Source organism: Pseudomonas sp. JBR1, assembly GCF_028198185.1.
Lineage (GTDB): Bacteria > Pseudomonadota > Gammaproteobacteria > Pseudomonadales > Pseudomonadaceae > Chryseomonas > Chryseomonas oryzihabitans_E.
In genome coordinates, this window is record NZ_CP116340.1 from 2,557,739 (window position 1) to 2,575,059 (window position 17,321).

Genomic DNA, 17,321 nt, shown 5'->3' on the forward strand with positions numbered 1-17,321 from the left:
ATGGCCCGACAGAAAGTCCTGATCGTCGACGATGAACCCGATATCCGCGAACTCCTGGAAATCACCCTGGGGCGGATGAAGCTCGACACCGCCAGCGCCAAGAACATCACCGACGCGCGAGCCATTCTCGAACGGGAAAGCTTCGACCTCTGCCTGACCGACATGCGCCTGCCGGATGGCTCGGGCCTTGAGCTGATCAATTTCATCCAGCAGCGGATGCCGCAATTGCCGGTGGCCATGATCACCGCCTTCGGCAGCCTGGAAACCGCCGTTCAGGCCCTCAAGGCCGGCGCCTTCGACTACCTCACCAAGCCGGTGGACCTGCCGCGTCTGCGCGAGCTGGTGGGCACGGCGCTGCGCCTGTCCGGCCCTACCCCGCCAGCACCCGGTGCCAGTGAAACCCAGCTGCTGGGCGAATCCCCGCCCATGCGCGCCTTGCGTGGGCAGATCGCCAAGCTCGCCCGCAGTCAGGCGCCGGTCTACATCAGTGGCGAATCGGGCAGCGGCAAGGAGCGCGTGGCACGCCTGATCCACGAGCAGGGTCCGCGCGCGGGTCGGCCCTTCGTGCCGGTCAACTGTGGCGCCATTCCTTCCGAGTTGGTGGAAAGCGAATTCTTCGGACATCGCAGGGGCAGCTTCACCGGCGCCATCGAGGACAAGCAGGGCTTGTTCCAGGCCGCCCAGGGCGGCACCCTGTTTCTCGACGAGGTGGCCGATCTACCGCTGCCGATGCAGGTCAAGCTGTTGCGCGCCATCCAGGAAAAGGCCGTGCGCCCAGTTGGCAGCCAGCAGGAAATCAGCCTGGACGTGCGCATTCTCAGTGCTACCCACAGGGACCTCGCCGCCGAAGTCGCCGCCGGCACCTTTCGCCAGGATCTCTACTACCGCCTCAACGTCATCGAGCTGCAGGTGCCTGCCCTGCGCGAACGTCGCGAGGATATCGGCGCCCTGGCCACCCACATGCTCGAACGCCTGGCACGGGATGCGGGGCTCGCCCCGGCCACCCTCGGCGACGATGCCCTGGCCAGACTCAAGAGCTATAGATTCCCCGGCAACGTGCGCGAACTGGAAAACATGCTGGAACGGGCCTACACCCTGTGTGAAGGCGATGTCATCCGGCCGGCCGATCTGCGCCTGGCCGATGCGCCAGCGGCCACCGCTACCGGCGAAGCCAGCCTGGCCAACATCGCCAATCTCGAAGACCACCTGGAATCCATCGAGCGCCAGCTGATCATGCAGGCACTCGAAGAGACCCGCTGGAATCGCACCGCCGCCGCGGAGCGCCTGGGCCTCTCCTTCCGTTCGATGCGCTACCGCCTGAAAAAGCTTGGCATCGACTGATCAGCCCGCCGCCAGCCGCGTGCCTGGCGCATAGGGTGCCGGATCGATGATTGGCGTGCGTTCGGTGAGCAGATCGGTCAGCAACTGACAGGAGGCCGGCGCCAGCACCAGGCCGTTGCGATAGTGCCCGCAGTTGAGCCACAACCCGGGCAGCTCCGGCACCGGCCCAATGAAGGGCACGCCATCCGGCGACCCTGGCCGCAGTCCTGCCCAGTGCCCCACCGGCGCCTGGCCGGCCAGCGCCGGCAGCAACTCGGCGGCCGAAGCCTGCAGGCTGGCCAAGGCCTCGGCGGTTGGCGTCTTGTCGAATTCGGCGTGTTCCAGGGTGCTGCCGATCAGGATATGACCATCGCGCCGCGGTATAGCGTAGCGGCCCTTGGCCAACACCATGCTGGTCAGAAAGCCCACTGACTGGCGATACAGCAGCATCTGTCCCTTCACCGGCCGTACCGGCACCGCCAGCCCCAGGGTCTGCAGCAGCTCACCACTCCAGGCGCCCGCACAGACGACGACCGACTCGGCATGGATGGCCTCGCGCGCCGTCTGCACCCCTGTTACGCGCTCGCCCTGGCGCAGGAACCCGGTCACCGGCGACTCGCTCACCAGCGTCACATTCGGCACGCGCCGGAGGGCTTCGTGCAGGGAGCGCACCAGCCGGGGATTGCGCACATTGGCCACTCCCGCCATGAAGACCGCTCGCTCATAACCCGGCCCCAGCACCGGCACCCGCCGCCGTACCTCCTCGACCGATACCAATGCCAACGGCCGCACATTGCGCCGCGCCCAGTCCAGCGCCTCGGCCTCGTCGTCCAGGTCGAGCCAGTACAGCCCGGTGACCTCGACCTCGGGATCCACGCCCGTCTCCTGCCGCAACCGCTCACCCAGCACCGGATAGAAATCCTGCGACCAGTGCGCCAGCGCCGTCACCGCCGGCTGATAGCGCCAGGGATACAGCGGCGAAACGATCCCGCCGCCCGCCCAGGACGCCTCCCGCCCCGGCTCGCCCCGCTCGACCACCACCACCCGCCGACCGCTCAAGGACAGGTGATAGGCCGACATCAGCCCTATCGCGCCGGCTCCAATCACAGCTACATCAAAGATCACGTCACACCCCAGCCATTGCGCTTTGACGATCCCCCGCAAAATTGCCAAAACTTGCGAATGCCAGGACGGCAATTCAAGGAGATCAGGAATGACATCCATCGTCGCATATCGTCATCAATTCGGTTTGACGCTCATCGAACTCTGCTTCGTTATCCTGCTGCTGGTGATCGGAGCCTGCATTGCCATGCCTGCGCTCCAGGCGCAGGTCGATCGACACCGTCATACAAGCACGCTACTTACCCTGAGCACTCAACTCGACTACGCGCGCCAGCAAGGTGTGCAACGCGGTCAGCGCATACGTGTCTGTCCATTCGGCAACACCGGACACTGTGGTACGGATTGGAGTCTGGGCTGGCAGATTCTGGATGAGAAGGACCAGTTACTTCTCAGCACCTCTCTCTCCCACAGGCGCCAGCGCCTGCTGCTGTCTTCACCCAGCGGGACAGCCATCGTTTATCAAGGCAATGGCACCACGCAAATGGGTAACGGTACCTTTGTGCTTTGCAGCACCAAGGGCCAACCACTCTGGGCGCTGGTGATCAATCGCCAGGGGCGACTGCGGCAACGCAGCCCCGAAGCTTATGATCGTGCGCGCTGCAATGAACTGTCAGGCCAGACGTGACCGATCGTCAGAGGTAGACTTCCGGCAGTCCAGAGGGGGTGTTCCGTCCTGTATCGACTTTGACACACTGTTCTGCTAAGGCTGTCGTCAAGGAAGATCCGATGCACTATCGAGCGTCTCGTGGCATCACCCTGGTGGAGTTGCTGGTGGTGATCGCTCTGGTCGCGATAGTCGCCAGCTTCGCCGCGCCAAGCTTCACTGGATCGCTGCGCAGCAACCGAGTGAACGCAGCGCTTTCCGAATTCAACGGACTCTTCCAGTACGCCCGTACCGAAGCCCTGACCCGCGCGGCTTCTGTCGAGCTAGCGCGCAACGGTGATACCTGGAGTGTGACCACTGGTAGCCAAACCCTACGCCAGGTGACCTTGAGCCGTGTCACCGTAGCGACCAGTGCAGCGACCATCACCATTCGCGCCAATGGCACCTTGAACACCAGTCTCGTGGCTTTGTTTTGTGCAGATGATCAAGCCGCTAGGGCGCAAAAACTGTTGATTGACCGGACCGGTCGCTCGCGAACCCTGGCCCAAGGAAAGGACGAGGATGGCAAAGCGCTCACCCAATGCACGCTGTAGACGCGCTAAAGGCTTCAGCATGATCGAAGTGCTGATTGCCATGGTAGTGATCTGCATTGGTGTCCTCGGCATGGCAGCCTTGCAGGGCAAAACCCTGCGCTATACCAATGAGGCGGGTAACCGTAACGCCGCGGCGATGCTTGCCGCCGATCTCATAGAGATGATGCGTAGCAATCGAGGGCAGCTAATCGGCAGTGATGGAAAGCTCGCCACCGACTCCGCTTATTTGAAAGCGGCTGGCAACGATTTCCCTACCACACGCACCAGTAATTGTCGTAATGCGAACGGCTGTACGCCGAGCCAGCTGGCCGAGGATCAGCTGGCTGGCTGGGTGCAACAGGTACGCCACACCCTGCCTATAGGCGACGACGATGAGCTGTTGAAAAATCAGTACGTCATCTGCGCGACCCAAAACCCCACTGCCGCCACGCCCTGTTCGCAGACCGGTTCGGCCATCCTTATTCAACTCGCCTGGCTGGGCAAGGATGCCTGCCCGTCCGGACAAACCTGCCTCTCACTGGACGCTGACCACCGTGAATACTACCGCATCAGCTTCCAGCCCTGAGATTCGCAGCGGCGCGACGATCCCACGACGCTATCGAGGCATCTCGCTGATCGAATTGCTCATCGCCCTGGCGCTGGGCAGTTTTCTGATCATTGGCGTGACTCAAGCCTTCCTTAACGGCCGCCTGCACGCGCTCAGCCAAAGCAATCAGCTCGGCAATCAGGAAAACAGTCGCTTCGCTCTGATGCTGCTCGAACAGCATTTGCTCAAGGCGGGTTATCGCGCCAAAGCTCAGGATTCGCGCGAGCTGGTCTTTCCCCCTCTGGCGGCGGCCAACGGCTGTCCGGCGTTCGAGAGTCGCCAGAGCATCGTACCCACAGCAGACGGTCTGGGCGTTTGCCTGCGCTATCAGCGACGCAGCAAAACGGAGCTGGATTGCCTCGGCAATCAGATCGACGTGGCCACCGCCATCGTTACTCGCATTGGACGCGATGCCAGCAGCAATGCGCTGGTGTGTGCCGCCCAAGGTCAGCCGGCGCAAGCATTTGTCACCGGCATCAGCGATATCCAACTCGTCTACGGCGTCGACAAGAATGCCGATCGCCTGGCCGATACCTTCATCGCCAAGCCTGCTGCCGGTAGCGATCTGGTAGCTGTCAGGGTCGCGATCCTGCAGCGCAGTGACAGCGCCCAGGTAGCACTCGGCAAGCAGGAATACTTCTTTCCGCTCGATGCCACTGAGGCCACCACAGCTCCCGACAATAGCCTCTATCGCTCCGTGCAAAGCACCGTCACGCTAAGGAATCTCACACCATGAAGCGTTCTACCGCTACACGGCAGAAGGGCGCGGTCCTGCTGATCGCCATGATCATGCTGTTGCTTGTCACCCTGCTGGCCATCACCGGTATGCGCAATACCGTGGTGGAGGAGAAGCTCGTTGGCTATTCCCGCGATCGTCTTGCCGCAGTCAATGGCGTCGACTCGGCCCTACGCGAAGCTGAGACACGGCTGGCTCTCAATCTAGGACCACCTAGCACCACCTCCAATTGCAGCGACAAGACCAAGATTTGCTTAATGGCCTCGCTACCCAAGGACCTCAAGGTCAATGACTGGGATTGGTGGCGCAAGGATGAGAATGCCCTGGCCTACCAAGGCAACGGCAGTGAGGCCACCGAGCTCTATCGGCTCAATGAACAACCGCGCTGGCAGGCGGCCGTCATAGGTTTCGATCCACCCAATTCCAATGGCCTCGTCGAGGTCACTGATGTCATTGAGCGCAGACGTGGTATCGGTCCGTACTACTACCAGATCAATGCCACTTCTCCTGGCTATTCCTCGCGCCTGACGGCAACTGGGCAGTCCACCGATGTGCAGCGCTACTAGGAGTTGAAGATGTTTGACGCACGGCTCATTCGGTATGCCTTTCTGTCTCTACTAGGCACGCTACCTGTCCAAGCCGCACAACTGGTGCCCAGCAGCCAACCACTGTTTCTTAACCAGTCGGTGGCCCCCAATATCTTCGTGACGCTGGATGACTCGGGCAGTATGACCTGGGGCTTTGCGCCTGACTCGCGTAATGCCTATGACCGGCGATACTTCAAATCAAAAAGTTATAATGCCATTTACTACGATCCTGCGGTGGACTATCAGGTACCTAAACAGGTTACCTTTCAGAATGGAGCATCGCAGGTAACCGACTACCCTACTCCAGACTTCAACGCGGCTTGGCGCAACGGCTTCATTGGCCAAAACTCAGGAACAGTCAACCTGTCCTGGAATTATAGAGCGACTATCGAATACGACTATTATCGCCAGACCAACCGCGAGGCCGCCTATACGGCAGGAAACTTCTACAACTTCAACAGCTCCCGCTGCAACCCCAGCAATGATAGTCACATTCGCACGGAAAGCTGTTATGACGCCGGCACGCTCGACACCGAAGAGAAGAGGACCAACTTCGCCATCTGGTACTCCTACTATCGAACGCGCGAGCTTGCCACTCAGTCATCTGCAAGCTTGGCTTTCTACAGGTTACCAGAAAACATTCGCCTGACTTGGCAGACGCTCAACTCAGACTGCAACTCGCTGGGCGAAGGTACGAAAACCCAGAGATGCTACGAAAATTTCCTGCGCCAGTTTTCAGGGAAGCATCGCGAGAACTTCTATAGCTTCCTGAAGAACTTCAGCAGCAACGGCGGTACGCCGCTCAAATCAGCCATGGTGCGCGCCGGAAACTTCCTTTACGACGACACAGTGAACGGCCCTTATGCGGAAAAGCCTGGAGAGTCCATAGGAAACAAGTATTCCTGCCGTGCCAGTTACCACCTATTAATGACCGATGGCATCTGGAACGATGGCAGCATCAACGGTGAGCAGGACTTCGACAGTCAAAACAAAGCTCTTCCAGATCGTCGAACCTACACGCCCCGCCTGCCCTTCAGTGACAAGAGCGCTGGAAACTACAACAACAGGACCCTGGCCGACTTGGCATTTTACTATTGGTCTAACGATGCAAGAGATGATATTGGCAATAACGTAAAGCCCTACATTCCTTTCGCATCCAAGAAAGATGTCAAGGACTTGACCGACGCCGAGTATTTCGATGCTCGCAATAACCCAGCCACGTGGCAACACCTGGTCAACTACACCATCGGCCTGGGCTTGAGTGGCAGCCTTACCAAGGATCCCAGATGGGAAGGATCGACCTACGCTGGCGGCTATGGAAAGCTGATAGCGGGCACGGCAAATTGGCCAAACGCGACGTCCAACGATGCGGACAACAATGTCTACGATCTTTGGCACGCAGCCATCAACTCGCGCGGTGAATTCTTTGCAGCGGACACGCCAGACAGTTTGGCTAATGCCTTTCAGACGGTCCTGAGTCGTATCAACGACCGCCAGACCTCTGCAGCCGCCGTAGGTGCGCTTTCGGGACGCCTTACCAAAGACAACGAACTGTATTACGTACGCTTCGACAGCAATGATTGGAGCGGGCAACTACTCAAGTACAAGATCGATAATGCTACCCAGGATCCGGTAGTGGATTGGGATGCTCGCGAACTGCTGAATGGCGCCAGCTCCCGCAATATAAAATTCGCCAGTAAAAAAGCGCTTGCTCAACTCAAGTGGACCAGCCTCACCGCTGAGCAACAACGCTTGCTAAGTCTGGACGACAACGGCACAGTCGATAATCTGGGGGAGGCCCGCCTCAACTATGTGCTTGGCGACCGTAGCCAGGAATCCGGCGGAAAATTTCGTGAACGTAAATATCTGCTGGGCGATATCATTGGCTCTTCTCCTGTCGTGGTCGGAGAAGCCGAGAGCCCTGACCTGCTGATAAATGATCTAAACCGTGTGGGCGGCGTCAATAACTACAGCGACTTCATTACTGCGCAGCAATCCCGTAAGAAGCGTATCTATGTGGGCGCGAATGACGGGATGCTGCATGGCTTCGACAAGGACGGCAAGGAGGCCTTCGCCTTTGTACCCTCTGCTGTCTTTGGCAATCTGCGCTGGCTATCCTCGCCCCGTTACAAGGGCAATATGCATCGCTACTTTGTGGATGGAACACCGGTAACAGCTGAAATAGTAGTAGACGGCCAGTGGCGCACCATTCTTATCGGTACGCTGAGAGCCGGCGGCACCGCCTTGTTCGCGCTCGATGTAACCAAGCCAGGGGAGGAAAAACTGCTCTGGGAGTTCAGCGCAGCCGATGACGCTGATCTCGGCTACACCTTTGGCGAACCTACCGTCAGCAAACTCCACGATGGCAGTTGGGGCGTGATTCTAGGCAATGGTTACGGAAGTCAGAACGACAAGGCAGCGCTACTGGTCTTGGATGCGGCGACCGGTAAGCTACTGAAAAAACTTACGCCTAATACCGGCAGTAGCGTCAATGGCCTGTCCATGCCGCGTGTTATTGACATCAACGGCGACCTGGTCGCCGACTACGTATATGCCGGAGATCTACAAGGTAACCTGTGGCGGTTCGACCTCTTCGGCACGGGCACGGATTCGCTGAAAGCCTTCAATGCCGACGGCACGATCAAAAACGGTGCTATCGGCGATTGGCGGATCGCCTTCGGCGGAAAGCCGCTGTACAGGGCCGTGGTCAAGGATGATCAGGGCATTGACGTGGCTCAACCTATCACCGCACCGCCTTCGCTGGTCCTGCATCCTTTGCAAAGGGGCTACGTCGTTGTCTTTGGTACTGGCCGCTATGTCACTAACGACGATGCGACTCCCAAGACCAACACCAGCATGAGCCTCTATGGCATCTGGGATAACCGGATGAATCCCGAGACCGATGATGCCTCTACTACGACTACCTTGAGCAGAAATGATCTGGTGGCCCAGACCCTCACGGCGGCTGCAACCGCAACCTTCAGCGATCCTGACGAAACGGGCTCCAATCGAGAATACCGCCGTCTCAGCAGCAATACGGTTCAGTGGTATGGGACAGATGGCACTATCGCCAAGCGCGGTTGGTATATCGATCTGAAGGACGGTAACACTCGCGAAGGCGAGATGCTGATTCACGAGATGCGCGTGCGCGCCCGGGTGATACTTGCCAATACCGTGATTCCAGAGAGTGACCCTTGCAAGCCAGGTGTCAGTAGCTGGTTGATGGCTTTCGATGGCGCTACCGGCGGCGCGACTCGCTTCAATGTGCTGGATCTGACGCGGAATCGAAGGGTCAATGACCGGGACAGTTTCACGGGCCAGATAATTTCGGTGGTTCGCAATGCTGGCTTCGGCTCACCTACGGTTATCGGTGATCGTATTTACGGTAACAGCCCGGATGGGCTGCAGAGTCCCGAAATGTTCACTACTGGCCCAGATAGCCGAGGGCGCCAGACCTGGCGTCTCCTCGACGAGGAGGACGATCAACAATGAAGCTGCGCTATCTTCCCCTTGCAGGCTTGCTATGTGCAGTGGGAACTGCAAGCGCTGCGTCCTTTGAGGCGGCTGGGGTAATCCAGCGTGTCGATGTCGAACACAACCTGATCGAAGTCGACGACCAGCTTTATGAGCTATCCAATCAGGTTACCGAGAGCAGCAACCCAGGTGCAGGCCCCGCACTATTCCAGCTTCGTGCCGGGATGAGCCTGAGCTTTTCCGGCGACACCGGCGTCCGGCCAGTCATAAAGTCACTCTACATTCATGATCCGCGCGAATACATCGACTCGCAAAGGCCATGAAGCGTGGAAAAGGCTTTACGTTGATCGAACTGCTGATTGCCGTGGCGATAGTCGCCATCCTGGCGGCTATCGCCTATCCCGGCTATCAGGAATACATTCGCCGCGCTAACCGGGCAGAAGGTCAAAGCCTGCTGCTAGATGCAGCTGCGCGGCAGGAGCGCTTCTTCGCGCAAAACAACACCTATGTAACCAGCCAGACCAATCTTGCCCAATTACAGCTCAAGAACACGACCACTTCGGGCACTGGAGCCGGGAAAAGCACGGTGGCAAGTTCGGAAACCGGCAAATATCAACTGGCAGTCAGTAGATTGGATGGCGATGGCGGTTACACCCTGACGGCCACCCAGCAATTTGGAGACGAAGCGCGCTGCGGCAATCTCACCCTCAATGCCATAGGCATCAAGGGGCGGAACATAACGGCCACAAGTAGCGCAGGATTAGCGAAAAGCGTGCAGGACTGCTGGCGCTGAAATAGCCAGCGCCAGCGATGTCCTATACCGCCTTCACCCTGAGCTCCCGCGGCAGGGTGAAGGTGATGTTCTCCGGCTCGCCTTCCAGCTCCACTTCGCCAGTGGCACCCCAGCTCTGCAGCCGGTCGATGACGCCGCGCACCAGGACTTCGGGAGCCGAGGCGCCAGCGGTAACGCCGATACGCTGCACGCCTTCGAACCAGCCCTGTTGCATATCCTCGGCGCCATCGATGAGATAGGCCGGGGTGCCCAGGCGTTCGGCGAGTTCGCGCAGACGGTTGGAGTTGGAGCTGGTGGGGCTGCCCACTACTAACACCACGTCGCTCTCCAGCGCCAGGGTCTTTACCGCGTCCTGGCGGTTGGTGGTGGCGTAGCAGATGTCGTTCTTGCGCGGGCCGTTGATGTGCGGAAACTTGGCACGCAGGGCATCGATCACAATGCGGGTGTCGTCCATCGACAGGGTGGTCTGGGAGACGTAGAACAGGGCTTCGGGATTGCGCACCTCTAGCTTTTCCACGTCCTCTTCGTCTTCCACCAGGTAGATGGCACCGCCAGCGCGGTCGTCGTACTGGCCCATGGTGCCCTCCACCTCCGGATGCCCGGCGTGGCCGATGAGGATGCATTCCTGGCCGTCGCGGCTATAGCGCGCGACTTCCATGTGCACCTTGGTTACCAGCGGGCAGGTGGCATCAAACACCTTGAGGCCACGCTCGGCGGCCTCGCGGCGCACGGCCTGGGAGACACCGTGGGCACTGAAGATGAGAATGACGTCGTCCGGCACATCGGCCACGTCTTCGACGAAGATGGCGCCGCGGGCGCGCAGGTTGTCGACCACGAACTTGTTGTGCACCACTTCATGACGCACATAGATGGGCGGACCGAAAACATCCAGCGCCCGGTCGACGATGTCGATGGCGCGGTCCACGCCGGCGCAGAAGCCGCGGGGATTGGCGAGCTTGATCTGCATAGGCTCCTCTGCCCGCTTCACGGGCGGCGGTAGATCAGTGGGAGACGGCAGGTTCGATGGCCAGGATTTCCACGTCGAAGGTCAGCACACGGCCGGCCAGCGGGTGGTTGAAGTCGATGACCACCTGCTCGTCGTCGTAGCTCTTGACCACGCCAGGCATCTCGCCACCGGCGGCATCGCTGAAAATGATCAGCAGACCGGGCGACAGCTCCATGTCACTGAAGTCGTCGCGTGCCATGGTCTGCAGGTTGCCGTCGTTGGGCTGTCCAAAGCCGCGCTCCGGCGGGACGGTCAGACTGGTTTTGGCACCGGCTTCAAGGCCGAACAGCGCTTGCTCGAAACCTGGCAACAGGTTGCCGTCCCCAACGGTGAAGGTGGCCGGCGCCTTATCGAAGGTGCTGTCCACCACGTCGCCATTCTGCAGCTTGATGGCGAAATGCAGGGTGACCCGGGTGTCCGGGCCGATGGTGATCTCAGCCATGGGCTTCCTCGGGCGTTTTCTTGCGGAACATATCCAGGGCCAACATGATGGCGCCAACGGTAATGGCGCTATCGGCCAGGTTGAAGGCCGGGAAGCGCCACTCCTGACGCCAGTGCACCAGGATGAAGTCGACGACGTGGCCTAGGACCATGCGGTCATAGAGATTGCCCAGGGCACCGCCGAGGATCAGGGCCAAGGCGATCGCGGTCCAGGTATCGTTGCGCAGGCGCTTGAGCCAGACCACCAGCACCACGCTCACTACCAGCGCGATGCCGGCAAAGAACCAGCGCTGCCAGCCTGAATGGTCGGCCAGGAAGCTAAAAGCCGCACCGGTGTTGTAGGCCAGGGTCCAGCTGAACAGGTCGGTGATGACCGGCACCTGCTGGTAGAGCGACAGGTTGTTCTGGAAATAGGCCTTGCTTAGCTGATCCAGCAGGATCACCACCACGCTCAAGACCAACCAGGGCAAGGCGCCGAAACGCTGCGTGTCACGCATGCTCGCGCACCTCGCCCGCTCCATAGACGTTGGTCACACAACGCTCGCAGATCTCTGGATGCGCGGCGTCCTGGCCGACGCTGTGGCTGTGATGCCAGCAGCGGGCGCATTTGGGTGCCTCGGACTTGCGGACGACCAGCTTGAGGCCGCTCAGCTCGCTGGCGACGGCGCCTTCCGGAGCCTTTTCCAGCGGCTGGACAGCTGCCTGGGAAGAGATCAGCACGAACCTGAGCTCGTTGCCCAGGGCCTCCAGTACGGTCTGCAGGGCGCTGTCGGCATAGAGGGTGATCTCCGCCTGCAGGCTACCGCCCAGGGTCTTGGCCGCGCGCTGGTTCTCCAGCTCCTTGTTGACCGCGGCCTTGACCGCCATGACCTGATCCCAATAGGCGCGATCAAGGGACGCACCTTCGGGCAGGGCGAAGAGGCCGTCATACCAGGTGGTCAGCATCACCGACTCTTCCCGCTGGCCTGGCAGGTACTGCCAGATCTCGTCGGCGGTAAAGGACAGGATGGGCGCGATCCAGCGCACCAGGGCCTCGGCGATGAGGTACAGCGCGGTCTGGCAGGAGCGCCGCGGCAGGCTGTCGGCCCCAGTGGTGTACTGGCGGTCCTTGATGATGTCCAGGTAGAAACCGCCCAGTTCCTGTACGCAGAAGTTGTGCACCTTCTGGTAGACGTTGAGGAAGCGGTACTCGGCGTAGGCCTGTTCGATTTCCTGCTGCAGCAGCAGGGCGCGATCCACCGCCCAGCGGTCCAGGTCGATCATGTCCTCGGGGGCGACCTGGTTGACCGCCGGATCGAAGCCGGACAGGTTGGAGAGCAGGAAGCGCGCGGTATTACGGATGCGGCGATAGGAGTCGGCGCTGCGCTGCAGGATCTGGTCGGAGACCGCCATCTCGCCGGTGTAGTCGGTCGAAGCGACCCAGAGGCGCAGGATGTCGGCGCCCAGGCTGTCGATGACCTTTTGCGGAGCGACCACGTTGCCCAGCGACTTGGACTGCTTACGGCCCTGCTCGTCCACGGTGAAGCCGTGGGTCAGCAATTCCTTGTAGGGGGCATGGCCGTCGATGGCGCAACCGGTCAGCAGCGAGGAGTGGAACCAGCCACGGTGCTGGTCCGAGCCCTCAAGGTAGAGATCGGCCGCCGGACCCTGCTGGTGCGCCAGTTCGGCATGGGAGCCGCGCAGCACGTGCCAGTGGGTGGTACCCGAGTCGAACCAGACGTCGAGGGTGTCGCGGCTCTTGTCGTACTGGCTGGCTTCTTCGCCAAGCAGTTCGACCGGATCGAGCTTGAACCAGGCTTCGATGCCTTCACGCTCGACGCGCTGGGCGACCTCCTCCATCAGCTCGACGGTGCGCGGGTGCAGCTCGCCGCTTTCCTTGTGGGTGAAGAAAGGAATCGGCACACCCCAGTTGCGCTGACGCGAGATGCACCAGTCGGGACGACCGGCAATCATGCCGTGCAGGCGCGCCTGGCCCCAAGCGGGGACGAACTGGGTCTGCTCGATGGCTGCCAGAGAACGCTCGCGCAGGGTAGCGCCTTCGTTGGGCTGCTTGTCCATGCCGACGAACCACTGGGCGGTAGCGCGATAGATCAGCGGGGTCTTGTGGCGCCAGCAGTGCATGTAGCTGTGATTGATCGCCTCGTGCTTGAGCAGGGCACCTGCCTCCTCCAGCGCGGCGACGATGGCCGGATTGGCCTTCCAGATGAACTGGCCACCAAACAGCGGCAGCGACTCGACATAGACACCGTTGCTCTGTACCGGATTGAGGATGTCGTCGTTGCTCAAGCCGTACTGCTTGCAGATGCGGAAGTCGTCCTCGCCATAGGCGGGCGAGCAATGTACGACACCCGTGCCCGCGCCCAGCTCGACATACTCGGCCAGGTAGATGGGTGACAGCCGCTCATACAGCGGATGGCGGAAGTTGATCAGCTCCAGGGCGGTACCCGGCGCGGTGGCGATCACTTCCCCCTGCAGGCCATAGCGTGCCAGGCAGCTTTCCACCAATTCCTCGGCCAGCAGCAGCTGGCGATCGCCCACATCCACCAGCGCATAGGTGAATTCCGGGTGCACGTTGAGCGCCTGGTTGGCCGGGATGGTCCAGGGGGTGGTGGTCCAGATGACGATGGCGGTGGGCTTGGCTAGCGCGTCGAGGCCGAAGGCGGCCGCCAGCTTGTCGGCATCGGCGACCGGGAAGGCCACGTCGATGGCGTCGGAACGCTTGTCCTGGTACTCCACCTCGGCCTCGGCCAGGGCCGAGCCGCAGTCGAAGCAGAAGTTGACCGGCTTGAGGCCCTTGAAGACGAAGCCCTTCTTGACCAGTTCGCTCAGGGCGCGGATCTCGCCAGCCTCGTTGGCGAAGTTCATGGTCAGGTAGGGATTGCTCCAGTCACCCAGCACGCCCAGGCGGACGAAGCCGGCCTTCTGCTCTTCGATCTGCTCGCTGGCATAGGCGCGGCAACGCTCGCGGGTCAGGTCCGCCGGCTGATTCTTGCCAAAGGTAGTCTCCACCTTGTGCTCAATGGGCAGGCCATGGCAGTCCCAGCCCGGCACATAGGGGGCGTCATAGCCGGCCAGGGTCTTGGAACGGGTGATGATGTCCTTGAGGATCTTGTTCAGCGCATGACCGATGTGAATGCTGCCGTTGGCATAGGGCGGACCGTCATGCAGGATGAAGGTCGGCCGGCCCTTGCCGATGGCGCGCAGCTTCCCGTACAGGTCGATGTCCTGCCAGCGCTTGAGCGCTTCCGGCTCGCGCTGCGGCAGGCCGGCTTTCATCGGGAATGCCGTTTCCGGCAGGTTGAGCGTCGCTTTGTAATCGGTCATGTCAGTCCAGGCTCGTTGACGGTTGCCCCTGCCAGTAGGCGCGGGCCGTGGCGACGTCCGCTTCGATCGCCGCCTTGAGGGCCTCCAGAGAGGCGAATTTCTGTTCGTCGCGGACCTTCTGCACGAAGGTCACGCTGAGGTGGCGACCATAGAGGTCGCCGGAAAAGTCCAGCAGATGGATCTCCAGGTGCGGACGGCCATCGCCCTGCACCGTCGGTCGCTGGCCGATGTTGGCCACGCCCGGTACCACCCGCCCATCGATCAGGCTGCTGACCAGATAGACGCCGCGCAACGGCGGCCGGCGCCGCTTGAGTTGGACGTTGGCGGTGGGCCAACCCAGCTGGCGTGCCAGCTTCTGGCCGTGCAATACCCGGCCCGAGAGGCTGTAGGGTCGCCCCAGCATACGCGCGGCCAGGTCCAGATCACCGTCGTCCAGCGCCTGACGAATCAGGGTGCTGCTCACCCGCAGACCATCGAGCTCGACGGTAGTGGCGGCTTCCAGGGTGAACCCATGGTCGCGGGCGGCCAGATTCAGAAAGGTGAAGTCGCCTGCGCGATCACAGCCGAAGCGGAAATCGTCGCCGATCTCCAGATGCTTCACCCCTAGCCCCTCCACCAGCACCTGCTGGACGAAGGCCTCCGCGGACAACTCGCGCAGCCGCCGGTTGAAGTTCAGGCAGAGCACGTTGTCGACGCCATGGCGCGCAAAGCATTCCAGCTTCTCGCGCAGGCGGGTCAGGCGCACCGGCGCGATGTCGGGCAGGAAGAATTCACGCGGCTGAGGCTCGAAGATCACCACGCAACTGGGCACTCCAAGCTCCGCCGCCCGCTCACGCAGCCGCGCGAGGATGGCCTGGTGCCCCAGGTGAACCCCGTCGAAGTTGCCGATGGTGGCAACGCAGCCCTTGGGAAAGGCGTCGAGATGATGGAGACCGCGAAACAGCTGCATGGGTAGGTATTGCTCAGAAATTAATCGATTATATCCGGATGCCCGCCTTGAGGACAGGCGCACACCCGGTCTCGTGCAATCCTCTGACCGTTACAGCAAGGCCCGTCGATTGAAGTCGCGTACACGGAAACCAAGCAGGAAGAGACTGGCGAAATAAGCCAGCACGCCTGCCGCGACCAGACCGCCCAGCCGCAGCAGCCGCTGCCACATCAATCCCTCGCTCCAGCTCGGCAAAATCTGCATCAGACCGAACAGCACCGCGCTCATGATCGCCACGGCAATCAGCAACCGTAGCAGGAAGCCCGTCCAACCCGGCTGGGGCGTAAACAGGTTATGGCGGCGCAACTGCCAGAATAAAAGGCCTGCGTTGAGACAGGCCGCAAGACCAATGGCCAGCGCCAGACCGACATGCTGCAGCGGTCCGATCAGGATCAGGTTGAGCACCTGGGTCACGGCCAGGGTGAAGAGCGCGATCTTCACCGGCGTCTTGATGTTCTGCTGGGCATAGAAGCCCGGCGCCAGCACCTTGACCAGGATGATGCCAAGCAGGCCCACGGCATAGGCGACCAGTGCCCGTTGGGTCATCAGGGCGTCATGGGCATCGAAGCGACCGTACTGGAACAGGGAAACGGTCAGCGGCTCGGACAGCAGCGCCAGGGCCGCGGAACAGGGCATCACCAGCAGGAAACACAGCCGCAGCCCCCAGTCGAGCAGCCGCGAATACTCCTGGCGGTCGGCCTTGGCATAGGTACGCGACAGGGCTGGCAGCAGGATAGTCCCCAGGGCCACGCCAAGCACCCCCGAGGGTAGCTCCATGAGACGGTCGGCGTAGTACATCCAGGACACGGAACCGGCGACCAGGAAGGAAGCGAAGATGGTGTTGATGATCAGCGAGATCTGGCTGACCGAGACCCCGAGGATCGCCGGCCCCATCTGCCTAAGCACACGCCAGACACCGGTATCACGCAGATTCAGGCGCGGCAGCACCAGCATGCCGATGCGCTTGAGGTGCGGCAGCTGATAGAGGAACTGCGCCAGACCGCCCGCCAGCGTCGCCCAGGCCAGGGCCATGATCGGCGGGTTGAAATAGGGTGTCAGGAACAGCGCGAAGATGATCATGCTGATGTTGAGCAGGGTCGGCACGAAGGCCGGCACGCTGAATCTGTTCCAGGTGTTGAGCACGGCGCCGGCCAGCGAGGCCAGGGAGATCAGCAGGATGTAGGGAAAGGTCACCCGCAGCAGGTTGGAGGTGAGAGCGAATTTTTCCGGGGTGTCGGCGAAACCGGGCGCGGTGATCCAGATCACCAGGGGTGCCGCCAGCATGCCGAGCACCGTGACCACGGCCAGCACCAGGGTCAGCAGGCCGCTGACGTAGGCCAGAAAGGTCCGCGTGGCCTCCTCGCCCTGCTGGGCCTTGTATTCGGCCAGGATGGGCACGAAGGCCTGGGAGAAAGCGCCTTCGGCGAAGATGCGGCGCAGGAGGTTGGGCAGCTTGAAGGCGACGAAGAAGGCATCGGTGGCCATGCCGGCGCCAAAGGTTCGGGCGACGATGGTGTCACGCACGAAACCCAGCACGCGGGACAGCATGGTCATGGAGCTGACGGCGGCCAGGGACTTGAGCAGATTCATGGCTTGGGAAGGACTCGGTGAACGCAGCGGGACGTGACGAAGAAGGCCCCTGGGCGCAGTCGCGCAATGGGCACAAGCGATCGAGTGTAACGACGCACTTCATCGGCGACCAGCCGGATATCCATCCAGACAGCCTTGACAGGCGGCGCCAGGGGCG

At 61.2% G+C, this 17,321-nt stretch carries 16 protein-coding genes; 9 read left to right on the forward strand and 7 right to left on the reverse strand.

The window, feature by feature from the left end; all coding sequences use genetic code 11:
• Entirely contained in the window at window positions 1-1,341 is a 1,341-nt protein-coding gene (locus tag PJ259_RS11840) for a sigma-54-dependent transcriptional regulator (RefSeq protein ID WP_271652949.1), read from the forward strand.
• Here the strand turns inward: PJ259_RS11840 and thiO are convergent, their stop codons facing one another.
• Entirely contained in the window at window positions 1,342-2,445 is a 1,104-nt protein-coding gene (thiO, locus tag PJ259_RS11845) for a glycine oxidase ThiO (RefSeq protein ID WP_271652950.1), read from the reverse strand.
• An 88-nt stretch (window positions 2,446-2,533) separates the two neighbouring features.
• Here thiO and PJ259_RS11850 point away from each other — a divergent pair, with 88 nt between their 5' ends.
• The 8 genes from PJ259_RS11850 (at window position 2,534) to PJ259_RS11885 (ending at window position 9,815) form a co-directional block, all read left to right on the forward strand.
• A complete protein-coding gene (locus tag PJ259_RS11850) occupies window positions 2,534-3,067 on the forward strand; it encodes a GspH/FimT family pseudopilin (RefSeq protein ID WP_271652951.1) in 534 nt (177 codons plus the stop codon).
• Between the two features lie 101 nt (window positions 3,068-3,168).
• Window positions 3,169-3,639 carry a GspH/FimT family pseudopilin gene (locus tag PJ259_RS11855; protein WP_271652952.1) on the forward strand — a complete coding sequence of 157 codons (471 nt, stop codon included), beginning with the start codon at window positions 3,169-3,171 and terminating at the stop codon, window positions 3,637-3,639.
• The gene (gene pilV / locus PJ259_RS11860; RefSeq protein WP_271652953.1) at window positions 3,608-4,204 is read left to right on the forward strand and encodes a type IV pilus modification protein PilV; all 597 of its coding nucleotides are present in this window, start codon (window positions 3,608-3,610) and stop codon (window positions 4,202-4,204) included. The genes PJ259_RS11855 and pilV overlap by 32 nt, the downstream gene beginning before the upstream one ends.
• Entirely contained in the window at window positions 4,173-4,961 is a 789-nt protein-coding gene (locus PJ259_RS11865; protein ID WP_271652954.1) for a PilW family protein, read from the forward strand. Before pilV ends, PJ259_RS11865 begins: the two co-directional genes overlap by 32 nt.
• Window positions 4,958-5,527: a pilus assembly PilX family protein gene (locus PJ259_RS11870; protein ID WP_271652955.1), complete on the forward strand. Its 570-nt coding sequence runs from the start codon at window positions 4,958-4,960 to the stop codon at window positions 5,525-5,527. Before PJ259_RS11865 ends, PJ259_RS11870 begins: the two co-directional genes overlap by 4 nt.
• 9 nt (window positions 5,528-5,536) lie before the next feature.
• Complete coding sequence (locus PJ259_RS11875) at window positions 5,537-9,040, forward strand: pilus assembly protein (RefSeq protein WP_271652956.1); 3,504 nt, start codon at window positions 5,537-5,539, stop codon at window positions 9,038-9,040.
• Window positions 9,037-9,345, forward strand: a complete 309-nt coding sequence (locus tag PJ259_RS11880) for a PilY2 family type 4a fimbrial biogenesis protein (protein WP_271652957.1) — start codon at window positions 9,037-9,039, stop codon at window positions 9,343-9,345. The genes PJ259_RS11875 and PJ259_RS11880 overlap by 4 nt, the downstream gene beginning before the upstream one ends.
• Window positions 9,342-9,815 carry a type IV pilin protein gene (locus tag PJ259_RS11885; protein WP_271652958.1) on the forward strand — a complete coding sequence of 158 codons (474 nt, stop codon included), beginning with the start codon at window positions 9,342-9,344 and terminating at the stop codon, window positions 9,813-9,815. The genes PJ259_RS11880 and PJ259_RS11885 overlap by 4 nt, the downstream gene beginning before the upstream one ends.
• Window positions 9,816-9,837: 22 nt before the next feature.
• On the opposite strand, the gene ispH is transcribed toward PJ259_RS11885, so the two are convergent.
• From ispH to murJ, 6 genes are all read right to left on the reverse strand, one after another.
• Complete coding sequence (gene ispH / locus PJ259_RS11890) at window positions 9,838-10,782, reverse strand: 4-hydroxy-3-methylbut-2-enyl diphosphate reductase (RefSeq protein WP_271652959.1); 945 nt, start codon at window positions 10,780-10,782, stop codon at window positions 9,838-9,840.
• Between the two features lie 34 nt (window positions 10,783-10,816).
• Window positions 10,817-11,263, reverse strand: a complete 447-nt coding sequence (locus PJ259_RS11895; protein ID WP_059316102.1) for an FKBP-type peptidyl-prolyl cis-trans isomerase — start codon at window positions 11,261-11,263, stop codon at window positions 10,817-10,819.
• Window positions 11,256-11,759, reverse strand: a complete 504-nt coding sequence (lspA, locus tag PJ259_RS11900) for a signal peptidase II (RefSeq protein WP_271652960.1) — start codon at window positions 11,757-11,759, stop codon at window positions 11,256-11,258. Before lspA ends, PJ259_RS11895 begins: the two co-directional genes overlap by 8 nt.
• Complete coding sequence (gene ileS, locus PJ259_RS11905) at window positions 11,752-14,586, reverse strand: isoleucine--tRNA ligase (RefSeq protein ID WP_271652961.1); 2,835 nt, start codon at window positions 14,584-14,586, stop codon at window positions 11,752-11,754. The genes lspA and ileS overlap by 8 nt, the downstream gene beginning before the upstream one ends.
• A gap of 1 nt (window position 14,587) precedes the next feature.
• A complete protein-coding gene (gene ribF / locus PJ259_RS11910) occupies window positions 14,588-15,535 on the reverse strand; it encodes a bifunctional riboflavin kinase/FAD synthetase (RefSeq protein WP_271652962.1) in 948 nt (315 codons plus the stop codon).
• Window positions 15,536-15,625: 90 nt separating this feature from the next.
• Window positions 15,626-17,164, reverse strand: coding sequence for a murein biosynthesis integral membrane protein MurJ (murJ, locus tag PJ259_RS11915; RefSeq protein ID WP_059316106.1), 1,539 nt, complete (start codon window positions 17,162-17,164; stop codon window positions 15,626-15,628).
• Window positions 17,165-17,321 lie beyond the last annotated feature (157 nt).